The organism is Pseudomonas sp. Z4-20 (assembly GCF_051131955.1).
Lineage (GTDB): Bacteria > Pseudomonadota > Gammaproteobacteria > Pseudomonadales > Pseudomonadaceae > Aquipseudomonas > Aquipseudomonas marvdashtae.
On record NZ_CP071641.1, the window covers coordinates 5,018,835 to 5,040,292 of the forward strand.

Genomic DNA, 21,458 nt, shown 5'->3' on the forward strand with positions numbered 1-21,458 from the left:
CCGATGCGGTGGGCAGCGCTGTCAGCCCACCCAGCGACCCAGTTGCTGGCGCAGCCGACGGTTCTCGGCGCGCAATTGCTGGACTTCTTCCAGCAGGTCCAGCGCCAGGGCGACGCCTTCCCATTCCAGGTCCAGGTCTTGCCGCAGCTTCGCGGCACGCTTGGCCAGGGTCAGTTCGTAATCGGTAAAACGCCAATCCGTCGGAGCCGCGCCGTGGGGTTCGAGGATGCCATGCTCGACGATTTCGATCACATGGACATCGGCCAGGGCGGCGGCTTCGCAGAATTCCACCAGGTTCAGTTCAATGATCGGGTTGTTCATGATCTGCTTCTCCCAATGCTTTAACTGTCGAGTCTAGCCAGGATTGTGGCAAGTCTGACTGTGGCGAGGGAGCTTGCTCCCGCTCGGCTGCGCAGCAGTCGTAAAAATCTGCCAACCGGTTTTTACTGGCGCTCCGTGTCGAATGTTTTGGGGCTGCTTCGCAGCCCAGCGGGAGCAAGCTCCCTCGCCACAGGGGTTGTTCACAAGCCGTTCATCACTGATCAGAAATTCTCCCGCGGATCGAACGCGGCTTTCTTCGCCAGTTCTGCCCACAGCGTCTTGACTGCTTCGTCGCTGGCCTTGGGCATCACGGCCTTGAGCTGCACGAACAGGTAGCCGCGCTCGCCGGCCTTGTTGCGCAAGCCGTGGCCCTTGGCGCGCATGCGCTGGCCGTTCTGGCTGCCGGCCGGGACCTTGAGGTTGATCTTGCCGGTGAGGGTCGGCACCGCCACTTCGGTGCCCAGCGCCAATTCCCACGGAGCCAGCGGCAAGGTGATGATCAGGTCCAGGCCTTCGACGTCGAACTTGGGGTGCGGGGCGAAACGAATGGTCAGGTACAAATCGCCGTTGGCGCCACCACCGACACCTGGCGCACCCTGGCCCTTGAGGCGGATGCGTTCGCCGTCGGTCACCCCCAGCGGGATCTTCACGTTCAGGCTCTTGCTGGTGTTGCTGACGTGCTGGCCCGCGGCGTTGTACTGAGGCACCTGGAAAGTGACCTTCTTCGACTCGTTCGACAGGGTCTCTTCCAGGAAAATCGGTAGTTCCATTTCCACGTCTTGCCCTCGACGGCCGGCGCTGCGACCTGACTGTCCGCCGCCGAAACCCGGCCCGCGATTACCGAAAATCGAACTGAAGAAGTCCGAGAAGTCCCCCGTGTCCTGGCCGCCGCCAAAACCGCCACGGCTCTGCCAACCCGGCGGCCCCTGGAACGGCTGGCCGTGCTGGCCGTAGCGGCGCAAGTCGTCGTACTCGGCGCGCTTGTCGGCGCTTTTCAGCGCTTCATAGGCTTCGGAGACGTCCTTGAACTTGGTCTCGGCGTCCTTTTCCTTGCTCACATCCGGGTGGTACTTGCGCGCCAGCTTGCGGTAGGCAGCCTTGATCGTGCTGTCGTCCGCCGTTGGCTCGACACCCAGGATCTTGTAATAGTCTTTGAAATCCATCTAAGCATCACCATCCGTTATCGATGTCGCACCGCCACGCACAGCATGCCCGGATAACCGGACAGCGGGTTGACCGACCTCAAGATTGGGACCGGGCGGCACGTCAGAAGTTTATCGGCAGCTGGTGGCGGTTCATGCGTCCGCCCTGTGCTGCCAGTCATGCCAGCAAGTTTGGGGGTGTGAAGCCGTCTTTCAAGGCCAGTGCTTGCGAATTAGCGGACAATCGGCCTTCGAATCCGCCTCGCACTGACATACACTGCGCGGCCGTTTTTTCAACTGGAACCCGAAAGACATGAAAAACGCATCCCCGGCCCGTGCCTGCGGCATCGACTTCGGCACGTCCAACTCCACCGTCGGCTGGCTGCGCCCCGGCATGGAAACGTTGATCGCGCTGGAGGACGACAAGATCACCCTGCCCTCGGTGGTCTTCTTCAATTTCGAGGAGCGTCGCCCGGTGTACGGCCGCCTGGCGCTGCACGAATACCTGGAAGGCTATGAAGGCCGGCTGATGCGTTCACTCAAGAGCCTGTTGGGCTCCAAGCTGATCAAGCAGGACACTAGCGTGCTCGGCACGGCGATGCCCTTCAAGGATCTGCTGGGGTTGTTCATCGGCCAGTTGAAGCAACGTGCCGAAGCCACCGCCGGTCGGGAATTCGAAGAAGTGGTGCTGGGCCGTCCGGTGTTTTTCGTCGACGACGATGAAATGGCTGACCAGGAAGCGGAAAACACCTTGGTAGACGTCGCCCGAGCCATTGGTTTCAAGGAAGTCTCCTTCCAGTACGAGCCCATTGCGGCGGCCTTCGATTATGAGTCGACCATCGAGAAAGAAGAGTTGGTGCTGATCGTCGACATTGGCGGCGGTACCTCGGACTTTTCCCTGGTGCGCCTGTCCCCCGAGCGCCGCATGCACGACAACCGTCACGCCGACATCCTCGCCACCGGTGGCGTACACATCGGCGGGACCGATTTCGACAAACAACTCAGCCTGCAAGGCCTGATGCCGCTGTTTGGCTACGGCAGCCGGATGAAAAGCGGCGCCTACATGCCCACCAGCCACCACATGAACCTGGCGACCTGGCACACCATCAACGCGGTGTACTCGCAAAAATCCACCCTGGCCCTGGCTAGCATGCGCTACGACATTGAAGACACCGGCGGCATCGACCGGCTGTTCAAGCTGATCGACCAGCGTGCCGGGCACTGGTTGGCGATGGAAGTGGAGGAAACCAAGATCCAGTTGACCCACGCCGACCAACGCCATGTCGCGCTGGACCGCATCGAGCCGGGCCTGAGCGTGGACCTGAGCCGGGCGCTGTTCGAATCAGCCATCGACGGCTTGCTGGAGCGGGTGCGCGGCAGCGTCACGCAGTTGCTCAACGATGCCAACGTGCGGGTCGATCAAGTCGACACGGTGTTCTTCACCGGCGGCTCCAGTGGCATCCCGGCGCTGCGCAACAGCGTCTCGGCCATGCTGCCCCAGGCGCGGCATGTGGAAGGCAACATCTTCGGCAGTATTGGCAGTGGCTTGGCGATCGAGGCGATGAAGCGTTATGGGTGAGAAGCAGCTTTGAGCTTGGAGCTGCAAGCTGCAAGTAAGAGCAGTCGGGCGGCGCGGCTGGCTTGAAGCTTGAAGCTTGAAGCTCAAAGCTCAAAGCTCAAAGCTCAAAGCTCAAAGCTCAAAGCTCAAAGCTCAAAGCTCAAAGCTCAAAGCTCAAAGCTTGAAGCTTGAAGCTTGAAGCTCAAAGCTTACAGCTGCCCCCCTACACCATCCCCACCTGCTTCAACTCGCTCTTGAGATACGCGTAGTAGATCGGTCCTGCCACCACTCCCGGCAGGCCGAACGCGGCTTCGAAGACCAGCATCGCCATGAGCAATTCCCAGGACTTGGCGCTGATCTGTCCGCCGACGATACGGGCATTGAGGAAATATTCGAGCTTGTGGATCACGATCAGGTAGCCCAGCGCGGCCATCGCCACCCAGATCGACAGCGACAAGGCGACGATGGTGATCAGCGTATTGGACATCAGGTTGCCGATGACCGGCAGCAGCCCCAGCAGGAACGTCATCACGATCAGGGTCTTGGTCAACGGTAGCTGGATGCCGAACAGCGGCAGCACCACCGCCAGGAAAATCCCGGTGAAGAAGGTGTTGAGCAGGGAGATCTTGATCTGCGCAAATACGATGTTGCGAAACGCCTTGACCAGCAGGTTCAGGCGATCGAACAGCGCGGCGGCCAGGGGTTTGCGCTTGGTCAGGTCGGGGATGCGCTGCAAGGCGACGATGGCGCCCAGCACCATGCCGATCAGCAGCGTTACGAACATGTGGGCCGCGTCCTTGCCCACCAGCTGCAAGTCGCTCAGGTGCTTGCTCATCCAGTCACCAATCGCCACCCGGAACTCGGCGGCGCTGGCCGGCAGATAGGCGTCGATGAAGGGCGGCAATTGCCCACGGGCGCGGTCCACCACGCCCATGAATTTATCCAGGGAAGCCCCAGGGTTCTCCGCTTCATGCAGCAGGAAACTGAAGGCACCGGCGAAAATCAGGCTGAGTACACTGACCACCAGCGTTCCCAGCAGCGCCACCGCCACCCAACGGGCGCGCCGGCCTTCGATCAATCGTTGCAGCTGCGGCGTGAGCATGTTGACCAGCTCGAACACCAGCAACCCGGCCAACAGGCTCGGCAACAGGCGCAGCGGCAGCACCAGCAACAACCCACCAAAAATGATCACCCAACTGATCACCAACAACACATGACGCTGAGAAAACGTTGGCATACAGCCCCAGAACAAAACGAGCGTGAAAGGATCGGCAGTCTGCCAGCGTTCGGCGGGCAGCACTAGGCATTGTATCGGCCGACCTTGGTCGGGGTTCAGGTGTTTTTCTGCCTCATGGACGCAGAACAATTCCAGATTTTATTTTTTCTTCAGGCATTCACTCATGAAGGTCTTGCGAGCATCGCCCTTCAAGGCCTGGGTGGTGGCCGTGGCGTTGCAGGTCTTCATGCGCTCCTGCGGCGTGCTCGGTTCGGCGGCGACCGGAGTGGCCTTCAGGCAGTTGCTCATGAAAGCTTTGCGTTCGTCGCCCTTGAGGGCCTTGGCAGTCGCGTCGGCATTGCAGGTGGTCATCTTGGTCTGTTGGGCCGTGGCGGCGAAGCCCTGGGAACACAACAGCAAACCGATCATCAACAAGGGTATGCGCAGCATCTTCATGGTGTTTCTCCTGGTTGCCGCCCGAGGAGGACGGCGATGAGGTGCAGTGTAGACAAAGCCCGTTACACCTTTCCAGATCGACTCTCGTGTCGCTGCTCGCGCTGAAGTCGCTAATGCAGCCCGGCGGCTAAACGCCGGCTGCCTTCAATCGTTCGGCATGCTCGACAAACAAGCGAATGGGTTCCGCGCCCTTGCCCACCAACCCCAGCGACTGATTGACGATGTCGAAATGGTCCAGCGGGTAGTCATCGCGGATGACCGTGCCCAAGTGCGAGCTGTAGCGTCCGACCATCCCGTCGCACTGCCCCGCCTCGCGCACGAAGGTGCGAGCAAACAACCGGCAACTGCGGTTCGTCCCGTCGAACAGGTTGCGCCCTTTATCGGTCTTGCCCGGCTGCAAGGTCCCGGACCAGGAGTAATAACGCACGCCACCGACTTCTTCCGGCCCCTGCCCACCCCAGGTTTGTGGTAACCCCTGTGGATAACGCTCGTTGAACAGTGCTACCCCGGCGGTTGTCAGCGAGGCATGGGAGGCTTGAATGTCGACCGGCAGTTTTGGCCCGCGATAACCGCTGTCCAGCAAGCTCATCATTGCGTTGATCAACCGCAACAAGGCGCTGAGCAATCGTCCTTTGGCGCTGTCGGCCGGGTAGTGGGTGTGCAGGTAATCCGCCAGTTCGGAACCGTGGTTGGTGCCGGCCACCGAGGTGACTGACGCGACCAGGTCCGGGCGCCTGGCGGCGACGTAGCGAGCAGTGAGAGCGCCCTGGCTGTGGCCGATCAGGTTGACCTTCTGCGCGCCGGTGTTCCGCAGGATTTCCTCGATTCGCGCCAAAAGCTGCTCGCCACGCACCTCGGAGGAATGCAGCGGCGAAACCTTCACCGCAACCACCACGGCCCCGCCTCGGCGCAGCGCCGCGACGATGCCATACCAGTACGGATACAACACCAGGCGAATGAAACCGAGCATGCCTGGAACCAGCACCAGCGGGTAGCGAGTGGCACAGCGCTGCGACATGGCGACATCCTTGAGGTCAAGAGTGGTCAGCATCGGTATCGATGATGACCAGTCTATGACACCCGGGTCACTTCAGCCTGCGCTGAATCCAGGACCCGGCGCTGGATGCCTCTCAGAATGTCCGCGCCAGCGCCAACAACCGCTGCTCGGCCTCGGCATAGGAACGGGCAAAGCTGTGCTCCGCCGACTCTTCTCCTTCGGCGGCCACCACCGTCACATCGCTGATGCCGATAAATCCCAGGACGGTACGCAGCCACGTGTCGGCGTGGTTCATGGCCTCCAGTTGACCACCGGGACCAAAGCCGAAATCGCCACGACTGGTCACGATCAAAGCCTTCTTGCCCAACACCAACGGTTCGTATTGCGAGACGCCGTTATCCAGGCGGTGATTGAACGTCAGGCCGATGCGCACGATCTGGTCGATCCAGGCCTTTATCCCACTGGGCACGCCGAAGTTATGCATGGGCGCGCTGATCACCAACCGCTCGTGGGCCATCAGCTCCGCCACCAAGGTGTCGCTCAAGGCCAGGTCGGCCCGCATGGTCAGCGGCCGTGCCTGCGGCTCGGGGTGGAACGCTGCCGCGATAAAGGCTTCGTTGACTGGCGCAATGACCGTTCGGCCGACTTCGCGGCGGGTCGCTTGGGACTGTGGATTGACGCCCTGCCAGGCGCTTATGAAAGCTTCTGCCAGACGCCGGGAATGGGACCGCTCACCGCGAGGACTGCCCTGCACCACAAGAATTGTGCTCATCTGTATAACCTCATCGTCAACTACAATTCGAACTGCTTGTAGCTTTAAGCTTGAAGCTCACAACTGCTTTCATTCAAATGAGCGTTAATGCACCTGGATGAGTTTTTCTCATTCATTGGAGATTACTGATGTTTGCCACCTTGCCCCTCAACGCCCTGCGCGCCTTTGAATCCGCCGCACGGCTGCTCAGTTTCAAGGCGGCGGCCCAGGAGCTTTCGGTCACACCGACGGCGGTTTCCCATCAGATCCGCTCGCTGGAAACCTGGCTGGGCTTGTCGTTGTTCGAACGATTGCCCCGCCAGGTACGACTCACCGAAGGCGGGCAACGCTTGTTCCATAGCCTTCACGGCGCCTTGCTGGAAGTCGCGCAAAGCGTGGATACCTTGCGCCCACAACGCAGCACCAGCCACCTGACGATTTCCACCACGGCCGCATTTGCCGCCCTATGGCTGGTGCCACGCCTGGGCCGGTTTTATGCGCGCCATCCGAGCATCAACGTAAGGCTGGACACCCACTGCGAAGTCATCGACCTGCATCAGGACGCCAGCGTGGACATGGTGGTGCGCTACACCCTGGACAACTATTCGAACCTGTACGGCCTATGCCTGTTCGACGAGCGCTTCGGCGTCTATGGCTCGCCCGAGCAAGTAGCGCTGGCAGCCGCGCAGCCGCCGACGCTGATCGGCGTACGTTGGCACAACTCCAAGCTGTACGCCCACGGCTGGGATACGTGGTGTGCCCAGGCAGGCGAAACCTGGCTGAGCCGCCAACCGTGCATGCGTGAATACGATGAAGAGCACTACGCCTTGCAAGCGGCCATTGCCGGACAAGGGCTGGTACTGGCGAGCAACATACTGGCGTCCGAAAGCGTCGCCAGCGGCCTGTTGGTGGGCTATCGCCCGCAGGTCCAGGTCAACGGCGCAGGCTACAGCGCGCTCTGCGTCCCTGGCCGTGAACGCCATCCGCCGGTGCGGGCTTTTTTCCAGTGGGTGGAAGAAGAAGCGCGCATGACCGGGCACGCCCTGAAAAATTCGGTAAAACTTTTCCAGGATCGGGTCACTCAGAATTAGAGCGATCGCGCCTACAGAGCGTGACGCCTAACCGGATCAGCCTCCAGGAGAACGAGATGAGCGACATGCACTTATCCGACGTCACGACCCTGCGCGAACGCGCGCGGCAAAATGTCCAGAATGGCGCGGTCACCGAAGGCTACAACGCCGATCGCCAGGAGATCATCCGCCTGCTCAACGAAGCATTGGCTACCGAACTGGTGTGTGTGCTGCGCTACAAGCGCCACTACTTCATGGCCACCGGCCTTAAGGCCAGCGTGGCGGCCAGTGAATTTCTCGAACACGCCAACCAGGAAAACGAACACGCCGACAAACTCGCCGAGCGCATCGTGCAATTGGGCGGCGAGCCGGAGTTCAACCCCGACCTGTTGACCCGGCACTCCCATGCCCAATACGTGGCGGGCAACACCCTCAAGGAAATGGTGTTCGAGGACTTGGTCGCTGAACGGATCGCCGTCGACAGCTACCGGGAAATCATCCAGTACATCGGTGACAAAGACCCGACCACGCGGCGTATTTTCGAAGACATCCTGGCTCAGGAAGAAGAGCACGCCGATGATATGGCCGATATCCTGGCCGACCTGTAATCGCTAGCGGGTTGGCTTGACCGTCACCGGCGCCTTGCCCGCTTTCATCTGCTCCAGCAGCGGCGCGCACTGGTTCGGCTCGCCGCCGCTGGGCGCCACCAACGCCAGCAACCCGGCCGCTGGCGCGGCGATTACACCCAAGGCCACCATCCCCGCCCCGCGCAGCATCAGCGGTACGGCCTTGACCCCCGCGGCGGGCTTGGCAAAGGTCCCGCGCACGTACAACGGTGAGCGCAGGGATATCAATCGCCAGCCTTTGGACTCCGGGGTGATGGTCAGGTCCAACTGCTCGGTGGCCATGTTCGCCGTGCCGTCGATGTAGATAATCGCGTTCTCGGTATCGAATACGAACAGCCGCGTTGTCGCCAGGCCGGTCTTGATGTCGAAGTCCGCCGCCGCGCAGTTGATCTTCACTTCCTTGTCGCCGAAGACTTTACCTACCACGTAATTGCCGACGTTGAGTCCGGCCAGTTCCATCAACTCCCGACTGATAGCGCCATCATTGATGAGCATCTTCAGCGTGCCATTGGACGTCCCCAGCAGGGCCGCGACCGAGTTACCGCGCCCGGAGAGATCGGCGTCGCCATTGAGCTCGCCGAAACTGGTTTTCATCGGCTCGAAGCCGGGAAATAGCTGCTTGAGCTTGAAGCCTCGCGCCGTCAACTTCGCCCGGCCTTCGAGCGGCTGGGTGTGGCCATTGAGGCGAATCTGCGCATCGAGCCGACCGCCGGCCACGCCAAAGCGCAGGGGCTCGAGGCTCAGTTGACCGTCGTTGAGCACCAGGTGCGTGTAGAGGTCGTTAAAGGGCAACTGCTCGCTGTGGACAATGCGCTTGCCGGTGAACTCCACGTCGGCGTCCATCACGCCCCAGCGTTCGGTGCGGAACTCCTCTACCGGCAAGACCTTGTCGGACGGTTGCTTGCTGGCGCCGCCCCGGGCTTTTTGTTCAGTGTTGGAGTCAGCACCGATCAGCGGTGCCAAATCGCTGAACAACAGCTGATTGGAGACCAACGCGCCGCTGAGTTTCGGTCGGGGCTGACTCGCGACATAGGCCAGGTCGCCATGGATATCGCTGTCGCCGATCTTGCCGTTGAACGCCTCATAGCGAAATTGCGCGCCGTCCGGCTCGTGGAGCTTGGCGATCAATCGACCGTCGGTGGCGTAGGGCGGCGAATCCGGCAGGGTGACGCCGGTCAGTGGATAAAGGTTGGCCAGGCTGTTGCCTGCCAGCTTCAAGCGCAGGTCAAGGGCGCCGAGGTTCTTCGGGTCAGTGAGAGTGCCGGCCAGTTCGATGCGGGTGTCGGCGATCTTTGCCTGGGCCTGCAACGGGAATGGTTGCGACGCATCCTGTAAGGCCAGCAGTCCGCCAACCTTGCCGGAACCGCTGAGCGCCTGGCCGTGGTACTGCCCGTCAACCTTGAAGGCGAAGGCATAATCCTGCGCCGCAGCGCCCTGCTCCCGGACTTTTTTCGCGGTTTTCTCGCCAACGATGTCGCTGAACGGAATCGGCTTGCCCAGCGGATCGATCAGCAGGTCGAGCCGGGTCTTGAGCGTCTGGTCATCGAGAACGACATGGCCCTTGTCGAAACCGATGGCGCCAATGTCCACCACCCAATTGGACGGCTCGGCCTGTGGGTCCTTTGGATCGAATTGAAACGTCCAGTTGGCGCGCCCGTCGGCCAGGCGCTGCAGATTGGCGTTGGGTTCAGTCAGGTCGATGCGCGGAATCTCCACCCGTTGGGCCAGCAGGGCCAAAGGCGAAATGCGCAATTCAACGCGCTTGAGCGTGGCCATTTGCGGTGTCTTCGACCAGTCCGGGTTGCCCAGGGTCAAGTCTTCGGCCACGACATGGGGCCAGGGCATCCACGCTCGCCACCGGCCTTCGGTTAGCTCGCGCCGCCACACCACCGCCAGGTTGCCATTGATTGCAAACGGACGATGCAACTCCTCGGACACCTTGGCGTTGAGCGCGGGCTTGATGCGGTTCCAGTCGAACAATGCAAGGAACAACACCAGCACCGCCAGCAGAACGACGAGGCAGGCAAGGCCCCAAGCAAGGATTTTCGAGGTGCGCGTCATGCACAAGGCTCCTGATGACAAACCAGCGTCCGGACCGCGACGCCTGGGCAACACGAACCTGGACCGGCTCGCTGCATAAATGATTGGACTGGCGAAACGGCCGACAGGTTTACCACCATGCGCAAAGAACGGCACGAAAAAACACTCCGGATCCTGACCAGGTCGTCAGCTACCTGTTACCGGCACCGCGCTATTGCGGGGCGCAAGTGAGTACAAACTACCCACTCTAGAGCAAAACGGCCCCTCCAAAAGGCCCGTTCTAGAGCCTTTCCGTCGAACAATCAATTCTGTTGATTATTACCATTGCGTTTATGAACTTTTATATCGACTTATCGAGAGTAGCATTGCCCTCGTACCCACTTTTTAGCCCTTCCGAGGAGCACCGATCATGAAACGCCAATTACTGATGAGCCTGTCCCTTTCACTGCTGGCCTCTACGGCTTTCGCCCTGCCAGCCTCCGAACAAGCCACACCCCAGGTCAAGGATAGCCAGTCTGTCTATAGCCAAACCGTAGCCGAAGGTGGTCGTGACCGCCTGGAAGAAAAAGGCTTGGTCGAGGACGGTTATGACCGCACCAAGCAGAATGATACCTTTGCAGCTGACGGTTCCGACCGTACTCCCGGCCAGACCCTCGCCGAAGACGGTTCTTCGCGCACTCCACAAGGTCAAACCCTGGCAGCTGACGGCTCCGACCGCACTCCAGGCCAAACCTTGGCGGCTGACGGGTCCGACCGCACTCCAGGCCAAACCTTGGCGGCTGACGGCTCCGACCGCACCCCAGGCCAAACCTTGGCGGCTGACGGCTCCGACCGCACCCCAGGCCAAACCTTGGCGGCTGACGGCTCCGACCGCACCCCAGGCCAAACCTTGGCGGCTGACGGCTCCGACCGCACCCCAGGCCAAACCTTGGCGGCTGACGGCTCCGACCGCACCCCAGGCCAAACCTTGGCGGCTGACGGCTCCGACCGCACCCCAGGCCAAACCCTCGCCGAAGGCGGTGGTGATCGCGTGATCGAACGCAACAGCACAGTGAGCTGAGCCCATGGTGGCCCGGAAAAAAGCCCGATTCCTTGAATCGGGCTTTTGACTTTTCAAGCCCCTCGTTTTCCAGCCTGAACCCCCTCTACCGTTCGACGACGGCAAAGCCGATTTGCTAGAGTGCATCGCTCCCATGACTCGGAAGTCAGTCTTGCGATGCTGCCCCGCGCCGAACAGAAACAACAGACCCGAAATGCCCTGATGGACGCAGCCCGCCATTTGATGGAGTGCGGCAGGGGATTTGGCAGCCTGAGCCTGCGCGAAGTCGCCAAGGCGGCGGGCATCGTGCCCACCGGGTTCTATCGACACTTCGATGACATGGACCAACTGGGCCTGGCGCTCGTCAGTGAAGTCGGCCAGACCTTTCGCGCGACCATCCGGCTGGTGCGCCACAATGAATTCGTCATGGGCGGCATCATCGATGCGTCGGTGCGGATCTTTCTCGACGTGGTCCACGCCAACCGCTCACAGTTCCTGTTCCTGGCCCGCGAGCAGTACGGTGGTTCACAGCCGGTACGCCAAGCCATCGCAAGACTGCGCGAGGACATCAGCTCGGACCTGACCGCCGACCTGGCGCTCATGCCGAAACTGCAGCACCTGGACCTGGCGGGGCTGAACGTGATGGCCGACCTCATCGTCAAAAGCGTCTTCGCGACGTTGCCGGACATCATCGACCCGCCCGCCGAAGCCCTGCCCGAACACCTCACCCCCCAAGCGAAGATTACCCAGCAATTGCGATTCATCTTCATTGGTCTCAAGCACTGGCGTGGGTTGGGCAGTACTGAATAACTGTCCGCATGCTTCCTCTGGGGGAGCGAGCCTGCTCGCGATGGCGGAGTTGACCAACCCTCTCGCTCCATCAGACATTCAAATCAAAAAATCGCAGCTTTCGGCAGCCGCTAGGCAATTTCTGTAGGAGCTGCCGACCGCTGTGATCTTTCGGTGCTTTTTCCCCGCCAAACCCTCGGACATTTCCTTCAATACGCCGGGCTGTTCATGAACTAGGCAGCGCTTTCGAGCGCCGCTAACCTCTATTCGTCATCGCAAAAAACGGTGACACGGACGTGCAAGTCCGGATTGGTACGCAATTGGTTATGGCTATTGACCGAGCATTTTTTTATGCTCGCGTCCGTTATGGCAATTGTGCGTGGGAGACCTTCGGGTTTGCCGGCGGTACCAGACCGGTCTTGCACACCTACGCACAGTTGCCACCTCTTCGAATGCAAGCGAAAGGATGTCGACCCAAACTCTGGTACATAGATATGGTCAAGCATTCACCGAATCCCCCGCAAAACGAACACAAATCCCGCGTCGAAAAACTCGAAGAAAAACGCCTCGAAGACGCCACCAACCGCGCCCTCGACTACTACCTGAAACCCCAGCCCGCCCCTTTGCCGGAACCCGACAAAGACCAGCTCTTCATCGTCTCCCCGCACATCGACACCGAAACCCTGCTCGCCAACGCCTCCGAAGACCTGCTGTCGATCAGCACCATCGCCGCCGACCTGGCCGACGACATCGACGAATCACGCCGCTGCATCGCCCTGGCAATCAGCCGCATGGCCGATGGAGTTCAGTTGTTGGTCGAGCGGGCATTGGATCATCTGGAGACCAAGGAGATGGCGGCGCCTGGCGCCAAGGGATACGCTTTGTTTTGATGCAAGCTGACCCGACGCCCCAAGCGAAGATGACCCAGCAATTACGGTTCATCTTCATTGGCCTCAAGCATTGGCAAGGGTTGGGCAGTACTGAATAACTGTCAGCATGCCTGCTCGCGATGATGGCGTCGGGTCAGTCAGCATTTGATGTTAATGATGCGCCGCTATCGCGAGCAGGCTCGCTGCCACAATGTCTTTTTATACCAGCCGCAAAATGGTGCACACCATCGCGATACGCACCAACATGGCACGCGACCTGGCCCATCGTGAAACGCCATCCCCAGATATTTCCTACGCCCTCTTCGATTGGCAAGCCCCTTGCTCTAAACACAGCATTGTTCATTGCTGGAAGCACTCCAATGCTGGTGATCCACCGCAGAATCGCCGCCCAATCGCACTGGGACGCCGAGTTGCACCTGACCTTCGATGCCCGCAGTAAAAGCCGCCTGCGCTGTTTCAGTGCCGAGGGTGAAGATGTGGGTCTGTTTTTGGAGCGAGGTCAGCCGCCGCTTTATGACGGTGAATACTTGCGAGCCGAAGATGAGCGCATCGTGCGCGTCTGCGCACGCCCCGAACAGTTGCTGCACGTCACCTGCGCCAGTGCGTTCGAACTGACCCGCGCGGCTTACCACCTGGGCAATCGCCATGTGGCGCTGCAAGTGGGCGACGGCTGGCTGCGCCTGCTGGACGACTACGTGCTCAAGGCGATGCTTGAACAACTCGGCGCCAGCGTCGAGGCCATCGAAGCGCCGTTCCAGCCCGAACACGGCGCCTATGGCGGCGGTCATCACCATTCCCGGCACGGCGATGAAGACTTCAACTACGCGCCGCGCCTGCATCAGTTCGGCGTGCGCACATGAATCCGGCCTGGGCGCTGCTGCGTCTGGCCAGCCCACAACTGCCGATCGGCGGCTACAGCTATTCACAAGGGCTGGAAATGGCCGTCGACAATGGCCAGGTCAAGACGCCTGACGATGCTCGCCGCTGGATCAGCGATCAAATGCTGCTGAACCTGGCGCGCTTCGAAGCGCCCTTGCTGCTGGCCCATTGCACCGCGGCGGCGGCCAACGATTGGGAGGCGCTGCTACGACTGTGTGGAGAGCACCGCGCCAGTCGGGAAACCCGCGAGCTCTATCAGGAGAGCCGGCAAATGGGCTACTCGTTGCAGCAATTGCTCGTTGGCTTGCCGGAGCTCGACAGCGCGGCACGGGGCTTTCTTGAACAGCTCAGTCTTGAACAGCTCAGCCTCGAACAGCGCAGCGAACCGCACCTGGCTCTGGGCTGGGCCCTGGCCGCCCGCGCGTGGCGCATCGAGCCGCAGGACGCCCTCGCCGCCTGGCTCTGGAGCTGGCTGGAAAATCAATTGGCGGTGCTGATGAAGACTTTGCCGCTGGGCCAGCAATCCGCCCAGCGCCTGACCAGCGAACTGTTGCCGTTGCTGCAGCAGGCCCAGCAGATCGCCTCGACCATCGACCCCGAACATTACGGCAGCGCCGCGTTTGGCCTTTCCCTGGCGTGCATGGCCCATGAGCGCCAGTACAGCCGCCTGTTCCGTTCCTAGGAGATACACATGAACACACAACCTCTGCGCGTTGGCATTGGCGGCCCGGTGGGATCCGGCAAAACCGCGCTCACCCTGGCCCTCTGCCTGGCCTTGCGCGATCGCTACAACCTGGCGGTAGTGACTAATGACATCTACACCCGCGAAGACGCCGACTTCCTGGTGCGCAACGAAGCCCTCGCGCCGGAGCGGATCATCGGCGTGGAAACTGGCGGCTGCCCGCACACGGCAATCCGCGAAGACGCGTCGATCAATCTCGAAGCGGTGGACCAGTTGAACCGGCGCTTTCCCGGGCTGGACCTGATCCTGGTTGAATCAGGTGGCGACAACCTGTCGGCGACCTTCAGCCCGGAACTGTCGGACCTGACGATCTATGTGATCGACGTGTCGGCCGGCGACAAGCTGCCGCGCAAGGGCGGACCGGGCATCTGCAAATCCGACTTGCTGGTGATCAACAAGATCGACCTGGCGCCGCTGGTGGGCGCCTCGCTGGAATTGATGAACAGCGACACCCAGCGGATGCGCAACGGCAAGCCTTTCGTGTTCAGCAACCAGAAAACCGGCCAGGGCCTGGAGGACATCATCGCCTTTATCGAGCGCCAGGGCCTGCTGACCGCCGCGTGAACATTTTCACTTTCAACAAGGAAGCTTTCTCCATGACATTCAAACGCACCCTCGCCGCCCTCGCTTTGCTGCTAAGCCCCGCGCTGGCATTCGCCCACCCGGGCCACGGCGATAACGGCCTGATCGCCGGGCTGGGCCACCCCATCGGCGGGCTCGATCATCTGTTGGCGATGCTGGCGGTGGGCTTGTGGGCCGCGCAACAACAAGGCGCGGCGCGCTGGGCGCTGCCGTGCACGTTCGTCGGCACAATGTTGTTCGGCGGCCTGCTGGGCTTCGAGGGCCAGGCTCTGCCTGCGCTGGAAAGCGGTATCGCGGCATCTGTATTGGCCCTGGGCCTGGCGGTGGCGCTGGCGGTGCGTCCTCCATTGAGTCTGGCGGTGGCAGCGACGGCATTGTTCGCGCTGTTCCACGGCGTGGCCCATGGCCTGGAGCTACCTCACATGTCGAGTCCGTGGGCTTATGCGATCGGTTTCGTCGCGGCAACGGCGGCACTGCATGGCGCGGGTTTCGCCCTGGTGCGGGTATTGCCACGGGCGGCCGCGCCCTTGGTGCGCTTGGCCGGAGCGGCTTCGGCGGCGGCTGGGGTTTGGTTGTTGGCAGGCTGACGCCTGCACGACCTTTATCGTGGGCAGGCTTGCTCGCGATATGGGTCGTGCAGGCGCATCTCTACGAAGTCGACCACTCTGCTACCATGTCGCGCAATCGCTCCCCAGCCGTGACGACGTTCGCCAATGCCTGATGCTTCCCGCCCTGCTCACCCGCCTGAATTGACTGCCCTGTTCACCACGGTGCAGAGGCATTTTCACGACGTGATCGTGCCCATGTGGCTAGGCCCGGGCTGGAATGCCGAGTTGGCATTGCCCTACGAATCCCTCGATTCCCAGCACACGCCGCTGCCGCCGCAACGTTACCGGGCCATGGCCTGTGCACGACAGTTGTATGTGTTCGCCAGCCTGATCGGAGAAGTACCGGATGCCGAAGAGCGGGCCGCTGCGTTGTTCCGCTCGCTGCAACGGCATTTCCATGATGCCGAACATGGCGGCTGGTTCTACAGCATCGATCCGCAGGGCGCGCCGCTGGATACCGGCAAGGATCTCTACACCCACGCCTTCATCCTCTTCGCCTGCGCTCACTACTGGAGCAAGGTTCGCGAGCCGCTGGTGGAGTCCACGTTGAATGCGGCGCTGGAAGTGATCACGCAACGCTTCGCCACCGGCGACGGGCTTTACGAAGCCAACCTGGGGCGAGACTGGGGGAGCCGCCAGTCCGGCCCGCTGCAAAACCCGCTGATGCACCTGGCAGAAGCGCTCCTCGCGACACTGTCGGTTCGCGACGATGCCAACGTGCGCCAGGCGTTGCTGGGCCTGTGCGATGGAATGTCCAAGCACTTCGTGCACCCTGGGCAGAAAGTCATCATGGAAAAACCGCTCAAGGCTGTGGATAACTGGTTCGAACCGGGCCACCAGTTTGAATGGTATTTCCTGCTGGCCTCATCGCCCTTGCTGCGTGATGGAAAACTGCAAACCGCGCTGGAGCGCAGCTTCAGCCACACCGAACAACTTGGCGTGGAGCCGCAGTCGGGCGCGGTGTGCGCCATGCTTGGCCTGGAGCCACAGGGGCCCGCGCGTGACGCCACCCAACGCATCTGGGCCCAGGCCGAGTATTTGCGCGCACTTACATTGCGTCCGGGAAGCGAAGGGCCTTTGTTGCGCCAGTTACAGGCGTTGCAGGAGCATTTCCTGCACCCCCAAGGCTGGAACGAATGCCTCGACGCCGGTGGCAACATCAGCCGCCGGGACATGCCGTCCACCACGCCGTATCACCTGCTGACCTGCTACCGCGGGCTGGCTGACTACCTGGCTTGACCTTAACCTGTGGCGAGGGAGCTTGCTCCCGCTGGGCCGCGCAGCGGTCCCAGAAAACTTACGACTGCTTCGCAGTCGAGCGGGAGCAAGCTCCCTCGCCACAAGAGCTCATCTGTTCAACTCGACGTAACGCCAGCGGTCAGGCCTTGTTGCGCTCGATGGCGAACCCGGCCCAGGTCTGGCTCACCGGCATCAATTCAAGGCTGTTGATGTTGATGTGCGCCGGCGCGTTGAGCACCCAGTAAATAGTCTCGGCGATGTCCTGCGGCTGGATCGGCTCGGCGCCGGCGTAGGTCGCGTTGTAGCGTTCCTGATCGCCGCCAAAACGCACCAGGGAAAATTCGCTTTCACACAAACCCGGCTCGATATTGCTCACCCGCACGCCCGTACCTTGCAGGTCGCAGCGCAGGTTCAAGGAGAACTGTTTGACGAACGCCTTGCTCGCACCGTACACGTGGCTGCCTGGGTACGGATAGTTACCGGCAATGGAGCCCAGGTTTACGATCCCGGCTCCACGTCCATGGGCGATCAGGCGCGGCAGCAACAGGCGCGTGCTGTAGATCAGGCCTTTCACGTTGGTGTCGACCATGGTGTCCCAATCATCGAGGTCGCACTTGGGCGCTGGGTCGACCCCCAGGGCCAGGCCGGCGTTGTTGATCAACCCGCGCAATTTGGCGAAGGACGGCGGCAGGTTGGCGATGGCGTCTTCCATGCCCTTGCGATCGCGCACGTCCACCACCAGCCCGTGGACTTCGGTCTGCTTCGATAACTCGGCGCAGAGTGCATCAAGGCGTTCTTCACGACGCCCGGTCAGCACCAGTTTCCAACCCGCCTCGGCAAAACGACGGGCACAGGCTTCACCGAAACCGGACGTCGCGCCAGTGATAAACAGGGTGTCAGACATGGTGTTCTCCTTGCTTGGGCTCAAAGCCATTGAATGGAAATCGGCCCACAGCATGCCCGGCCTGGCCCGCCAGGGGCAAGGCTTGAACACGTGCTTTTGGCGGCGACGGTGCTCAAAAAACAACCAGGTCTCTCGGAGCCTTGCCAAACAAGGGCTGCAGCGGGTTGCGCGCACCTTATCCACAGGCAGGTCCACAATAATCGGGGGCAAGTCCAAACACTGGAGGCCGCTGTGCATAAGGCTTTGCGGGCAATTTGGAAATTTTTTTCGCTTGACCGGGCAAGTCAGGTTGTGCAGCGCAGTTTCTCTGCTATAAGCCAAGGCTTGATAGCGCGATGGCTCCAAGCCAGCAACGACGGCACTCAGCGCGGTCTTTCCAGAGTTTAGTCACAGACTTATCCACAGGCTTGCGCACCGGCTATCGAGGCACTTCTGCCGCGCAGAAAACTGTTGACAATAGCCACTCCCGCTTGCGCAAAAACGCCTGATCAAAAAACGATCATACCGCTGAAAGCCACGCAGACAAAGGCTTACAGCCAGCTACTCCCACCTTACCCACAGCCGGCTCCACAGCAAACGGGGACAAGTCAAAACTGTGACAAAACAACTGTTTGCGGTGACTTTATGTCGCGGTTTCACAAGGGTTCAGGATTGTTTTCCACAATTGCCGAAGATGCCCAAAGGCTGGATCTGGGGGATAAAAAAACCGGCGATCACTCGCCGGTTTTTCATCGCAGCATCAACTCAATGCCCGCCCAGGTACGCGTTGCGCACCTCCTCGTTGGCGAGCAGTTCCTTGCCGGTGCCGGTCAGGCGGATTTCGCCGTTGACCATCACATAGGCCCGGTCCGACAGCTTGAGGGCGTGATTGGCATTCTGTTCCACCAGGAAGATGGTCATCCCGGTGGAGGCCAGTTCACGCAGGGTCGCGAAGATCTGTTTTACCACGATCGGCGCCAGCCCCAGACTCGGCTCATCGAGCAGCAACAACTTGGGCCGACTCATCAATGCCCGGGCGATGGCGAGCATTTGCTGCTCGCCGCCGGACATGGTCATGGCCCGCTGGTTGCGCCGTTCCTTGAGACGCGGGAACAGCTCAAACATGCGCTGCATGTCTTCGCTGGCGTATTTGTCACCGATAGGGATGGTGCCCATCAGCAGGTTTTCCTCGACGGTCATGTCGGGAAATACCCGGCGGCCTTCAGGTGACTGCGCGATGCCGTTGGACGCAATGTAGTGCGACGACTTCTGGGTGATGTCCACGCCCTGGTAGATGATCTGCCCGCCTGCCGCACGCGGCTGGCCGAATATCGACATCAGCAGCGTGGACTTGCCGGCCCCGTTGGAGCCGATCAGGCTCACCGTCTCGCCTTCGCCAATGTGCATGGACACTTTCTTCAGGGCCTGGATCGGCCCGTAGAACACGTCCAGCTCCTTGAGTTCGAGGATAGGTCCACTCATACCAATTCCTCTTCATCGGCACCCAGGTAAGCCGCGATCACCTTCGGATCGTTGCGAATTGCCTCGGGACCGCCCTCGGCGATCACGTTGCCGTGGTCCAGCACCACGATGTGGTCGGAAATGCTCATTACCATGCCCATGTCGTGTTCGATCAGCACCACGGTCAGATCGTGCTCGTCGCGCAGCAGCCGGATCATCGCGCTCAGCGCTTCGGTTTCCTGAGGGTTGAGGCCAGCCGCTGGTTCGTCGAGGCAGATGATCTGCGGACGGGTGCACATCGCCCGGGCGATTTCCAGGCGGCGCTGCTGGCCGTAGGAAAGCTCACCGGCCAGGCGGTTGGCGCAGTCCACCAGGTCGACCACTTCCAGCCAGTAGAAGGCGTGGTCCAAGGCATCGCTTTCCGCCTTGCGGTAGCCCTTGGTGTTGAGGATGCCCGCCACCAGGCTGCGGTTGACCCACATGTGCTGGGCCACCAGCAGGTTTTCCAGCACCGACATTTCCTTGAACAGGCGAATGTTCTGGAACGTACGCGCCAGGCCCGCGCGATTCACCAGATGGGTGCCACCGAACATCTTGTAGTACAGCCGGCTGGCGAAAGACTTTGGCGAGACGAAGTCGGTCGGGCGAAACGCTTCGCCCAACAGCTTGATGACGTCGGTTTGCTCGCCGCGCACGCTGAGCTCGATCTTGCCGCCCGAAGCCTTGTAGAAACCGGTCAGGCAGTTGAAGACCGTGGTCTTGCCCGCACCGTTGGGGCCGATCAGGGCGAAGATCGAGTTGCGCTTGACCTGCAGGCTGACATCGCTGAGGGCCTTGATGCCGCCGAACTGCATCATCAGGTTTTCAACTTTGAGTACGACTTCGCTCATGGCGCTACCCCCTTGCGCGGCGTCACACCGGTACGGCTGATACGAATCAGGCCACGCGGGCGCCAGATCATCATCAACACCATCAGCAGGCCGAACAGCAGAACTCGATATTCAGAGAAGCTGCGTAGCAGTTCCGGTGTGATGGTAAGAACAAAGGCGGCGATGACCACCCCCACCGTCGACCCCATGCCTCCCAGTACTACAATCGCCAGGATCAGCGCCGACTCGAAGAAAGTGAACGACGTCGGGTTGACGAAGCCTTGGTAACTGGCAAAGAACACACCCGCCAAGCCGGCGGTCGAAGCTCCGATGGTGAACGCAGAAAGCTTGACCAGTACATGGTTCAGGCCCATGGAGCGGCAGGCGATTTCATCTTCGCGTAGGGCTTCCCAGGCGCGGCCGACCGGCATCCGGGTCAGGCGGTGCTTGATGTAGAGCACCAGCAGCACCGTGATGAACAGCACGATGTAGATGAACAGGAATTTGAAATTAGGGTTGTAATCGATACCGAAGAACTCGTGGAAAGGTACGCCTCCGTCCCTCGCAATCTTGCGGAACTCCAAGCCAAGGAAGGTAGGCCAAGGCACTTGCATACCATTCGGCCCACCCGTAAACGACAGCCAGTTGTTGAGCACCAACCGGATGATCTCGCCGAACCCCAGGGTCACGATGGCCAGGTAGTCACCGTGCATTCGTAACACCGGGAATCCCAATATGCACCCCGCCATCGCCGCCGCAATGGCCGCCAGCGGCAATACGGTCCAGAAACCCAGCCCCAGGTATTGGTAGCCCAGCGCCAGGCCATAGGCACCAATTGCGTAGAACGCCACGTAACCCAGGTCGAGCAACCCGGCCAAGCCCACCACAATGTTCAGGCCCAGGCCCAGCAGCACGTAGATCAAGCCGAGGATGACCACCGTGAGCACGTACTTGTTGGCGAAAAACGGGAACACGATAGCAATCACGATCAGCGCGGGGATGATCCAGCGCAGGCGCGACTTGTAGTCTGGCGGCAACACGTGCACGCCGGAGCCGGTGCTTTCGAAACCCTGGAGGATCTTCAGTCCCTTGGGGGTTTGCAGGAACAGGCTCAGGGCAAAGCGCCCGACCATCACGATCGCCACCAGCCAGCCGACACGGGCCGGTTGCAGGTTGAAGCTGTAGCCGTCGAGCACCACGCCGACGATCGGCCCGAACACGATCAGCGAGATCAGGCCGGCCAGGATCGCGTCGATGACGCTCTTTTTAATATCAAGCGGTTTATTGGCAGCAGACATAC

At 60.9% G+C, this 21,458-nt stretch carries 21 protein-coding genes and 2 pseudogenes; 12 read left to right on the forward strand and 11 right to left on the reverse strand.

Features of this window, described 5'->3' with window-relative positions:
• Nucleotides 1-21: 21 nt before the first annotated feature.
• On the reverse strand, nucleotides 22-321 hold the full coding sequence (locus J3P82_RS23005) for a chaperone modulator CbpM (RefSeq protein WP_434558815.1): 300 nt from the start codon (nucleotides 319-321) through the stop codon (nucleotides 22-24).
• Between the two features lie 221 nt (nucleotides 322-542).
• On the reverse strand, nucleotides 543-1,484 hold the full coding sequence (locus tag J3P82_RS23010) for a DnaJ C-terminal domain-containing protein (protein WP_434558816.1): 942 nt from the start codon (nucleotides 1,482-1,484) through the stop codon (nucleotides 543-545).
• Between the two features lie 292 nt (nucleotides 1,485-1,776).
• Here J3P82_RS23010 and J3P82_RS23015 point away from each other — a divergent pair, with 292 nt between their 5' ends.
• Entirely contained in the window at nucleotides 1,777-3,042 is a 1,266-nt protein-coding gene (locus tag J3P82_RS23015; RefSeq protein WP_434558817.1) for an Hsp70 family protein, read from the forward strand.
• A 202-nt stretch (nucleotides 3,043-3,244) separates the two neighbouring features.
• On the opposite strand, the gene J3P82_RS23020 is transcribed toward J3P82_RS23015, so the two are convergent.
• From J3P82_RS23020 to J3P82_RS23035, 4 genes are all read right to left on the reverse strand, one after another.
• Nucleotides 3,245-4,258 carry an AI-2E family transporter gene (locus J3P82_RS23020; RefSeq protein ID WP_186610775.1) on the reverse strand — a complete coding sequence of 338 codons (1,014 nt, stop codon included), beginning with the start codon at nucleotides 4,256-4,258 and terminating at the stop codon, nucleotides 3,245-3,247.
• Nucleotides 4,259-4,396: 138 nt separating this feature from the next.
• Nucleotides 4,397-4,693, reverse strand: coding sequence for a PsiF family protein (locus tag J3P82_RS23025; RefSeq protein ID WP_434558818.1), 297 nt, complete (start codon nucleotides 4,691-4,693; stop codon nucleotides 4,397-4,399).
• Between the two features lie 127 nt (nucleotides 4,694-4,820).
• Complete coding sequence (locus J3P82_RS23030) at nucleotides 4,821-5,711, reverse strand: alpha/beta fold hydrolase (protein ID WP_434558819.1); 891 nt, start codon at nucleotides 5,709-5,711, stop codon at nucleotides 4,821-4,823.
• 112 nt (nucleotides 5,712-5,823) lie between these two features.
• Nucleotides 5,824-6,462, reverse strand: coding sequence for an FMN-dependent NADH-azoreductase (locus J3P82_RS23035; protein WP_434558820.1), 639 nt, complete (start codon nucleotides 6,460-6,462; stop codon nucleotides 5,824-5,826).
• A 128-nt stretch (nucleotides 6,463-6,590) separates the two neighbouring features.
• Here J3P82_RS23035 and J3P82_RS23040 point away from each other — a divergent pair, with 128 nt between their 5' ends.
• Both J3P82_RS23040 and J3P82_RS23045 read left to right on the forward strand, forming a co-directional pair.
• Nucleotides 6,591-7,532, forward strand: coding sequence for a LysR substrate-binding domain-containing protein (locus tag J3P82_RS23040; RefSeq protein WP_434558821.1), 942 nt, complete (start codon nucleotides 6,591-6,593; stop codon nucleotides 7,530-7,532).
• A gap of 56 nt (nucleotides 7,533-7,588) precedes the next feature.
• Nucleotides 7,589-8,119 carry a ferritin-like domain-containing protein gene (locus J3P82_RS23045; RefSeq protein ID WP_186610770.1) on the forward strand — a complete coding sequence of 177 codons (531 nt, stop codon included), beginning with the start codon at nucleotides 7,589-7,591 and terminating at the stop codon, nucleotides 8,117-8,119.
• 3 nt (nucleotides 8,120-8,122) lie between these two features.
• On the opposite strand, the gene J3P82_RS23050 is transcribed toward J3P82_RS23045, so the two are convergent.
• Nucleotides 8,123-10,198 carry an AsmA family protein gene (locus J3P82_RS23050; RefSeq protein WP_434558822.1) on the reverse strand — a complete coding sequence of 692 codons (2,076 nt, stop codon included), beginning with the start codon at nucleotides 10,196-10,198 and terminating at the stop codon, nucleotides 8,123-8,125.
• 388 nt (nucleotides 10,199-10,586) lie between these two features.
• On the opposite strand from J3P82_RS23050, the pseudogene J3P82_RS23055 reads away from it, so the two are divergent.
• The 9 genes and pseudogenes from J3P82_RS23055 to J3P82_RS23095 form a co-directional block, all read left to right on the forward strand.
• Nucleotides 10,587-11,090 (forward strand): annotated as a pseudogene (locus J3P82_RS23055) (hypothetical protein); the annotation flags it as partial.
• A 303-nt stretch (nucleotides 11,091-11,393) separates the two neighbouring features.
• Nucleotides 11,394-12,026 (forward strand): TetR family transcriptional regulator, encoded by a 633-nt coding sequence (locus J3P82_RS23060; protein ID WP_186610767.1) that lies wholly within the window; start codon nucleotides 11,394-11,396, stop codon nucleotides 12,024-12,026.
• Between the two features lie 473 nt (nucleotides 12,027-12,499).
• Nucleotides 12,500-12,895 carry a DUF6124 family protein gene (locus J3P82_RS23065; RefSeq protein ID WP_434558823.1) on the forward strand — a complete coding sequence of 132 codons (396 nt, stop codon included), beginning with the start codon at nucleotides 12,500-12,502 and terminating at the stop codon, nucleotides 12,893-12,895.
• 14 nt (nucleotides 12,896-12,909) lie between these two features.
• Nucleotides 12,910-12,993, forward strand: a pseudogene (locus J3P82_RS23070) (TetR family transcriptional regulator); the annotation flags it as partial.
• A gap of 261 nt (nucleotides 12,994-13,254) precedes the next feature.
• The gene (gene ureE, locus J3P82_RS23075) at nucleotides 13,255-13,755 is read left to right on the forward strand and encodes an urease accessory protein UreE (RefSeq protein WP_434558824.1); all 501 of its coding nucleotides are present in this window, start codon (nucleotides 13,255-13,257) and stop codon (nucleotides 13,753-13,755) included.
• Entirely contained in the window at nucleotides 13,752-14,456 is a 705-nt protein-coding gene (locus J3P82_RS23080) for an urease accessory protein UreF (RefSeq protein WP_434558826.1), read from the forward strand. Before ureE ends, J3P82_RS23080 begins: the two co-directional genes overlap by 4 nt.
• Before the next feature lie 9 nt (nucleotides 14,457-14,465).
• Nucleotides 14,466-15,080 carry an urease accessory protein UreG gene (gene ureG / locus J3P82_RS23085; protein ID WP_186638549.1) on the forward strand — a complete coding sequence of 205 codons (615 nt, stop codon included), beginning with the start codon at nucleotides 14,466-14,468 and terminating at the stop codon, nucleotides 15,078-15,080.
• Nucleotides 15,081-15,112: 32 nt separating this feature from the next.
• A complete protein-coding gene (locus tag J3P82_RS23090) occupies nucleotides 15,113-15,685 on the forward strand; it encodes a HupE/UreJ family protein (protein WP_434558827.1) in 573 nt (190 codons plus the stop codon).
• Between the two features lie 126 nt (nucleotides 15,686-15,811).
• Nucleotides 15,812-16,945, forward strand: coding sequence for an AGE family epimerase/isomerase (locus J3P82_RS23095; RefSeq protein WP_434558829.1), 1,134 nt, complete (start codon nucleotides 15,812-15,814; stop codon nucleotides 16,943-16,945).
• Nucleotides 16,946-17,084: 139 nt separating this feature from the next.
• Here J3P82_RS23095 and J3P82_RS23100 read toward each other — a convergent pair whose 3' ends face one another.
• The 4 genes from J3P82_RS23100 to livM all read right to left on the reverse strand — a co-directional run bounded on the left by J3P82_RS23100 (nucleotide 17,085) and on the right by livM (nucleotide 21,456).
• Nucleotides 17,085-17,849 carry an SDR family oxidoreductase gene (locus tag J3P82_RS23100; RefSeq protein WP_434558831.1) on the reverse strand — a complete coding sequence of 255 codons (765 nt, stop codon included), beginning with the start codon at nucleotides 17,847-17,849 and terminating at the stop codon, nucleotides 17,085-17,087.
• Nucleotides 17,850-18,593: 744 nt separating this feature from the next.
• Entirely contained in the window at nucleotides 18,594-19,310 is a 717-nt protein-coding gene (locus J3P82_RS23105; protein WP_186638545.1) for an ABC transporter ATP-binding protein, read from the reverse strand.
• On the reverse strand, nucleotides 19,307-20,179 hold the full coding sequence (locus J3P82_RS23110; protein ID WP_186610758.1) for an ABC transporter ATP-binding protein: 873 nt from the start codon (nucleotides 20,177-20,179) through the stop codon (nucleotides 19,307-19,309). The genes J3P82_RS23105 and J3P82_RS23110 overlap by 4 nt, the downstream gene beginning before the upstream one ends.
• The gene (gene livM / locus J3P82_RS23115; protein ID WP_434558833.1) at nucleotides 20,176-21,456 is read right to left on the reverse strand and encodes a high-affinity branched-chain amino acid ABC transporter permease LivM; all 1,281 of its coding nucleotides are present in this window, start codon (nucleotides 21,454-21,456) and stop codon (nucleotides 20,176-20,178) included. The genes J3P82_RS23110 and livM overlap by 4 nt, the downstream gene beginning before the upstream one ends.
• Nucleotides 21,457-21,458 lie beyond the last annotated feature (2 nt).

Bases quoted from the DNA above. Each gene is read 5' to 3' on its own strand.
- J3P82_RS23005 (WP_434558815.1), bottom strand. From the start codon at position 321: ATGAACAACCCGATCATTGAACTGAACCTGGTGGAATTCTGCGAAGCC.
- J3P82_RS23010 (WP_434558816.1), bottom strand. From the start codon at position 1,484: ATGGATTTCAAAGACTATTACAAGATCCTGGGTGTCGAGCCAACGGCG.
- J3P82_RS23015 (WP_434558817.1), top strand. From the start codon at position 1,777: ATGAAAAACGCATCCCCGGCCCGTGCCTGCGGCATCGACTTCGGCACG.
- J3P82_RS23020 (WP_186610775.1), bottom strand. From the start codon at position 4,258: ATGCCAACGTTTTCTCAGCGTCATGTGTTGTTGGTGATCAGTTGGGTG.
- J3P82_RS23025 (WP_434558818.1), bottom strand. From the start codon at position 4,693: ATGAAGATGCTGCGCATACCCTTGTTGATGATCGGTTTGCTGTTGTGT.
- J3P82_RS23030 (WP_434558819.1), bottom strand. From the start codon at position 5,711: ATGTCGCAGCGCTGTGCCACTCGCTACCCGCTGGTGCTGGTTCCAGGC.
- J3P82_RS23035 (WP_434558820.1), bottom strand. From the start codon at position 6,462: ATGAGCACAATTCTTGTGGTGCAGGGCAGTCCTCGCGGTGAGCGGTCC.
- J3P82_RS23040 (WP_434558821.1), top strand. From the start codon at position 6,591: ATGTTTGCCACCTTGCCCCTCAACGCCCTGCGCGCCTTTGAATCCGCC.
- J3P82_RS23045 (WP_186610770.1), top strand. From the start codon at position 7,589: ATGAGCGACATGCACTTATCCGACGTCACGACCCTGCGCGAACGCGCG.
- J3P82_RS23050 (WP_434558822.1), bottom strand. From the start codon at position 10,198: ATGACGCGCACCTCGAAAATCCTTGCTTGGGGCCTTGCCTGCCTCGTC.
- J3P82_RS23060 (WP_186610767.1), top strand. From the start codon at position 11,394: ATGCTGCCCCGCGCCGAACAGAAACAACAGACCCGAAATGCCCTGATG.
- J3P82_RS23065 (WP_434558823.1), top strand. From the start codon at position 12,500: ATGGTCAAGCATTCACCGAATCCCCCGCAAAACGAACACAAATCCCGC.
- ureE (WP_434558824.1), top strand. From the start codon at position 13,255: ATGCTGGTGATCCACCGCAGAATCGCCGCCCAATCGCACTGGGACGCC.
- J3P82_RS23080 (WP_434558826.1), top strand. From the start codon at position 13,752: ATGAATCCGGCCTGGGCGCTGCTGCGTCTGGCCAGCCCACAACTGCCG.
- ureG (WP_186638549.1), top strand. From the start codon at position 14,466: ATGAACACACAACCTCTGCGCGTTGGCATTGGCGGCCCGGTGGGATCC.
- J3P82_RS23090 (WP_434558827.1), top strand. From the start codon at position 15,113: ATGACATTCAAACGCACCCTCGCCGCCCTCGCTTTGCTGCTAAGCCCC.
- J3P82_RS23095 (WP_434558829.1), top strand. From the start codon at position 15,812: ATGCCTGATGCTTCCCGCCCTGCTCACCCGCCTGAATTGACTGCCCTG.
- J3P82_RS23100 (WP_434558831.1), bottom strand. From the start codon at position 17,849: ATGTCTGACACCCTGTTTATCACTGGCGCGACGTCCGGTTTCGGTGAA.
- J3P82_RS23105 (WP_186638545.1), bottom strand. From the start codon at position 19,310: ATGAGTGGACCTATCCTCGAACTCAAGGAGCTGGACGTGTTCTACGGG.
- J3P82_RS23110 (WP_186610758.1), bottom strand. From the start codon at position 20,179: ATGAGCGAAGTCGTACTCAAAGTTGAAAACCTGATGATGCAGTTCGGC.
- livM (WP_434558833.1), bottom strand. From the start codon at position 21,456: ATGTCTGCTGCCAATAAACCGCTTGATATTAAAAAGAGCGTCATCGAC.